5 protein-coding genes are annotated in these 5081 nt (G+C 45.5%); 2 read left to right on the top strand and 3 right to left on the bottom strand.

The window, feature by feature from the left end:
* The coding region (locus ACWVCM_RS01495) for an MFS transporter (protein ID WP_455199927.1) at window positions 1–1110 on the bottom strand (1110 nt) is incomplete at its 3' end.
* A gap of 176 nt (window positions 1111–1286) precedes the next feature.
* On the opposite strand from ACWVCM_RS01495, the gene ACWVCM_RS01490 reads away from it, so the two are divergent.
* Both ACWVCM_RS01490 and ACWVCM_RS01485 read left to right on the top strand, forming a co-directional pair.
* Window positions 1287–3008 carry an ABC-ATPase domain-containing protein gene (locus tag ACWVCM_RS01490; RefSeq protein ID WP_455199926.1) on the top strand — a complete coding sequence of 574 codons (1722 nt, stop codon included), beginning with the start codon at window positions 1287–1289 and terminating at the stop codon, window positions 3006–3008.
* Between the two features lie 88 nt (window positions 3009–3096).
* Window positions 3097–3996, top strand: a complete 900-nt coding sequence (locus ACWVCM_RS01485) for a PDZ domain-containing protein (RefSeq protein WP_455199925.1) — start codon at window positions 3097–3099, stop codon at window positions 3994–3996.
* Between the two features lie 89 nt (window positions 3997–4085).
* Here ACWVCM_RS01485 and ACWVCM_RS01480 read toward each other — a convergent pair whose 3' ends face one another.
* Together ACWVCM_RS01480 and ACWVCM_RS01475 are read right to left on the bottom strand one after the other, a co-directional pair.
* The gene (locus ACWVCM_RS01480; RefSeq protein WP_455199924.1) at window positions 4086–4367 is read right to left on the bottom strand and encodes a hypothetical protein; all 282 of its coding nucleotides are present in this window, start codon (window positions 4365–4367) and stop codon (window positions 4086–4088) included.
* A gap of 167 nt (window positions 4368–4534) precedes the next feature.
* Complete coding sequence (locus ACWVCM_RS01475; protein WP_455199923.1) at window positions 4535–5017, bottom strand: L,D-transpeptidase family protein; 483 nt, start codon at window positions 5015–5017, stop codon at window positions 4535–4537.
* Window positions 5018–5081: the final 64 nt, after the last annotated feature.

Genomic DNA, 5081 nt, shown 5'->3' with positions numbered 1-5081 from the left:
GCCCATCATATTGTAGAAACCAAAAAATTCTGCCGACTTGTCAGCCGGGATAATATCCGCATACAGTGACCGACTAAGAGATTGCACACCGCCCTGTACCAGGCCGATGATTGCCGCCAGTGCATAAAATTCCCAGACGACATTCATGAAGTACGCCCACACTGTTACCAGACTGTAAACCGCGAGCCCCAGAAATATACCTTTCTTGGCGCCGATTCGTTGCCCCAAATAACCAAAGCCAATGGCAGCCGGAAAGCCAATAAACTGGGTAATCAGTAGCGCGGTAATCAAATGCTGCTGCTCAAATCCAATAGACAATCCGTAGTCCACTGCCATACGTACAACCGTATCTACGCCATCGATGTATAACCAATATGCAACAAGAAAAAATAGCACGGGGCGTAAAGCACGAATGTGAAGAAAGGTATCCACCACCTGTCGAATGCCCTGCCGTACAGCCGTGAATAATGGAACCGCTGCTTTACTGTTGTGGTCATGCACATAAAACAACAGCGGAATACTGAACAACAACCACCATATCGCGACACTTAAAAAAGATACTCGCACAGCGTCTGCAGCACTTTGCAACCCAAAACTTTCCGGGGACAATGTCATCGCTACGTTAACTGAAAATAATAATCCTCCACCAAGGTATCCCAGGGAATAGCCTATGGCTGATACCAGGTCGCGATTGTCTTCAGTTGAAACGCTCAATATTAACGCGTCATAAAAAACGTTAGCCCCCATAAAGCCAATGGTAGCGGCGCCATACAACATCACTGCAGCAGCCCATTCATTTTGACCAACCCAATACAAAAACGCGGTTCCTGATATTCCCATCGCCGCAAATAACACCAGGAATATTTTTTTAAACTGTCCAACGTCCGCAATGGCACCTATCAAGGGTGCCAATATTACAATGGCCAGGCTTGCTACGGCATTACTTACACCCAGTTGAAAAGTGCTCTCGGTTGCAGCAACATCCCCGGCCCAATACTGCTTGTAAAACACGGGGAAAAATCCTGCCATCACGGTGGTGGCAAAGGCGGAATTGGCCCAGTCATATAAGGCCCAGGAAAACACCACTTTTTTGTTTTCGATATTTTTCATATTTACCGGCTAAAATTTTTCCACCTACTATATATGTACGCCATTAATATTCACAAGAAAACCTTTTAACCGGCTAAGCAGCTGGTTAAAATAAAAGCTTAATATAGCGATAAACGTCGCCCGTAAAGTATAACCTATGACTCTCATTAATGGACTCTATTAATTACTGGTCACCCATGAATAAACTTAAACAGCTTTTACAAAGTATCGATGGAAAAGGCTATAAAGCCTACAAGGACATCAAAGGAAGCTATGACTTTGAGTCGTTCACCGTAACGATTGACCATGTTCAGGGCGATCCCTTTGCCGCACCATCACGAGTGAGTATTCAAGTTCCCATGCCTGTTGCCGGTTTCCCGGAGAACCAGTGGGAAATTAAACAAAATAACAATATTCGACGAATTGCACTCGAAGACTTTATCGCGCGGTCAGTAAAACGTGTTATCCGGAAAACCATCAAAGGTAATCGCGGTAGCGGTTGCAGTGGCATCATCGCTATTGATACCAGTGGCCAACAAATATTGCGCCGCAATGCGGTCATCGTTGACCCGGCGTTTGTCGAAGCAAGAATCGTGATGGGCCTGCCCGCTAACGGCAGACGTGTTGCCGGTCACCAGGCAATACATATGTTTTTTGACGAACTACCGATTATTGTTGAAAAAGGGCTATACCATCAAAACCTGTCTCAGGAAAAACTTGTCGGTCACATTGAGTCGGCCGAAGACCAGCATGCATTACGCGAATCTTTAAAAAGCAGGAAACTGGTGGCATTTATTGCCAATGGCGCTATCCTGCCTCGACGTAGTGGCATCAATGATGAGCCACTGCGTGAAGACGTGATTCGATTCCAGTCCCCGCCATCCCTTGAGCATAAATTTGATTTACCTAATGCGGGTAACATCAACGGAATGGGTATTCCAGAAGGGGTAACGTTAGTAGTAGGCGGAGGATTTCACGGAAAGTCTACATTATTACACGCCCTGGAAAGAGGCCCCTATAATCATATTCCGGGGGATGGAAGAGAAAAAGTAGTTGCCAATCCAACCGCTGTCAAAGTACGCGCAGAGGATGGCCGGGCGATTTCTAAAGTTAACATCAGTCCATTTATCGATCGTTTGCCCTTTAATCGAAACACTCGACAATTCACCACAGAAAATGCCAGTGGCAGTACATCTCAGGCCGCCAACATCGTTGAGGCATTTGAATGTGGTACGGAAGTACTACTCATTGATGAAGACACGTCGGCGACTAATTTTATGATTCGCGATGAACGAATGCAGAAACTGGTGAGCCAGGACAAAGAGCCCATTACCCCGTTACTGTATCGCATTCGAGAACTATACGAACAACATGGGGTATCGTCTGTAATTGTTATGGGTGGATCAGGCGATTACTTCGATATCGCTGACAATGTCATTATGATGGACACTTATGAGCCAAAGGATGTCACGCAACAAGCCAGGGCGCTGGCGCACAACAAGAACTATAGCATTCCTGACAACCTGGGAGATTTGCCTCGCTTCCAACGCGAATCAAAACGCCTTCCTGGATCAAAAACCCTGGATCCTTCCCGCCGCAATCGCGATGTAAAAATTGATATCAAGGAACTCTCGATATTACTCTACGGTGAACACCGCATTGATCTGTCACAGGTAGAACAGTTGATCGATATCGGGCAAACCCGCGCCATAGGCCTGATGATCCACTTATACGCCCAACGTTATGCGAAGCCTGGGGACACTCTGATACCGGGGTTACAAAAACTGATGTCCGATGTAAACAAAAAAGGCCTGGATATCATCAGCCCTTATAAAGTTGGTAATCTCGCGCTGCCCCGCTTGCATGAGCTGGCGGCTGCCATTAACCGCATTCGCGACGGGGACTGGAAATCTGACTAACCCGCGTGACGAAATAAAGGAACTCTGCAACGCTTGCGGCATCTAATTCAACACTGAATCTGGACGATCCTGCTATAGTATTACTATCATGAATCATGCACTCCTTACATTCATTGGGCTTATTGGCATAGGTGTTGTAATTGGCGCAACACTCGACTCACTGAGTGATCCTGACATACCTGACAACGACAAAAGGAACATTACTGAACTCGCCCCCTCAAACAATCCGAGCAGCCCATTTTCTTCAGCCAGCAACCATTCAAATACTGAAAAACTTGAACAACTGGAACAAACCATCCAGGCCCTGCAAAGCCAGGTGCAGGCAGAAGCAGAAAAGCGCCAACAACTGGAACAAAAACTGGTAAAACTGGAGAAAGGATTAATTCCTGACTCACAAAAAGCAGGTGCAGGCAATACCAGTAATTCCCAGGCGCCAACAAGCGCTGCAACGAATCCCCATCGCCCTGACACATTTAACCAGAATGTTAACTGGTTTAACGAACAGGCATTGATTGATGCCGGTATTGACCAGGCCAAGGTAAGTCATATTAAGAATATATTCGAACAGGCGGAACTGGATAAACTTTATATCCGTGATCAAGCTACACGTGAAGGCTGGATGGGTAACGAACGCTACAATCAATCCATGAAAGAAATTGCCGATCGTACCAGGGCTCTGCGCTCGGAGCTAAACGATGACGAATACGACGCATACCTTTACGCGGCAGGCCGATCGAATCGAGTGATCGTTGAAAGCGTGCTTAGCAACTCCCCGGCAAACAACGCCGGCATTCTGCCCGGTGATGTAATACTAAGCTATGACAATGAACGTATATACAACTGGTCCGACCTTACAGGCGCTACCAGTAAAGGTACGGCACATAATACGGTAGCTGTTACGGTGGTACGCGACGGTCAACAGCAACAAGTTTATATTCCGCGGGGACCATTGGGCGTAAGAATTAAAACAGATAGTGTTGCGCCATAATGCAAGACAGCGAATTAACAGGCAATATATACCCGTGTCATAAGCTGTTATACAGGCAAAGTGTTTTGAGCAACAAAAGCTACAGATTGCTAGCGTTTACCAAACCTGGTTGCCAAATAATCCACAAACACAAATAGTACCGATAGCAGCGCGCTACCCAGAGTCAATGCCACGGCTGCCGCAAATATACCTACCGCAATAACAATTAGAAATCCCAACGTCGCCGCAACAGAAACGCCAATGATCGGCAACAGTACAAAGACAATCAATGCTGATATTGCAATTGTCCCTATCAAAACAGCCACTGCCAACCCGTATTTCACAACAGGACTGGTACATTCCTTGTCATTGATGATAATGCGAAACGCCATAAAATCACCCTGAAATATCATTAAGCTCTACTACAAATGATATCACCGCCCTCATGCCCTGGCACGATAAATCTCATTAAAAACCAGAGACAGGGAGTAGAAAAAGATCGTACCGGAGAGACATTACGGGATACTTTGCAGTAACCCAGAAAAGCTGAAACGCAATATTATGGTTTTATAATTATCGGCGTCCCTGGATCGACAGAATCCCAAATTTTATCCATTGCACTATTGGTGACGGCAATACAACCATCGGTCCAGTTTCCTGACTGCCTGGTAAAAGAAACTTTACTCACCTGGTTTTTCTGACCATGGATCATAATGTCCCCGCCTGGATCAACATTTCGTTCTTTTGCTCGTTGAATGTCTTCTTTATTGGGGTAGGAAATGTGTATTGCTTTATAAAACGCACTATCCTCTTTTTTAAAGTCGAGTATATAACGACCTTCGGGCGTTCGTTCATCGCCTTCCTGTTGTTTATGACCCCTGGGATTTTCGCCCAGGGAGACACGGAAGGATTTGAATACCTTGTTGTCGGCGATTAAATACAACCTGAATTTGGATTTTTTCACCACAACCAGATCCGCTTTTTCTGTACCGAAAGCGATCACTGGAACCAAAAATAAAATTAGAATCAAAAACCTGAACATAACCACTAAACCACAATGACAATACAAGAGCCTATGTTACAAATTGTAGAAAACAATTCATTCT

It is taken from the genome of Kaarinaea lacus, assembly GCF_975902315.1.
Note: the sequence above shows the minus strand (reverse complement) of the source record. Positions and strands in the feature narration are given on the sequence as shown.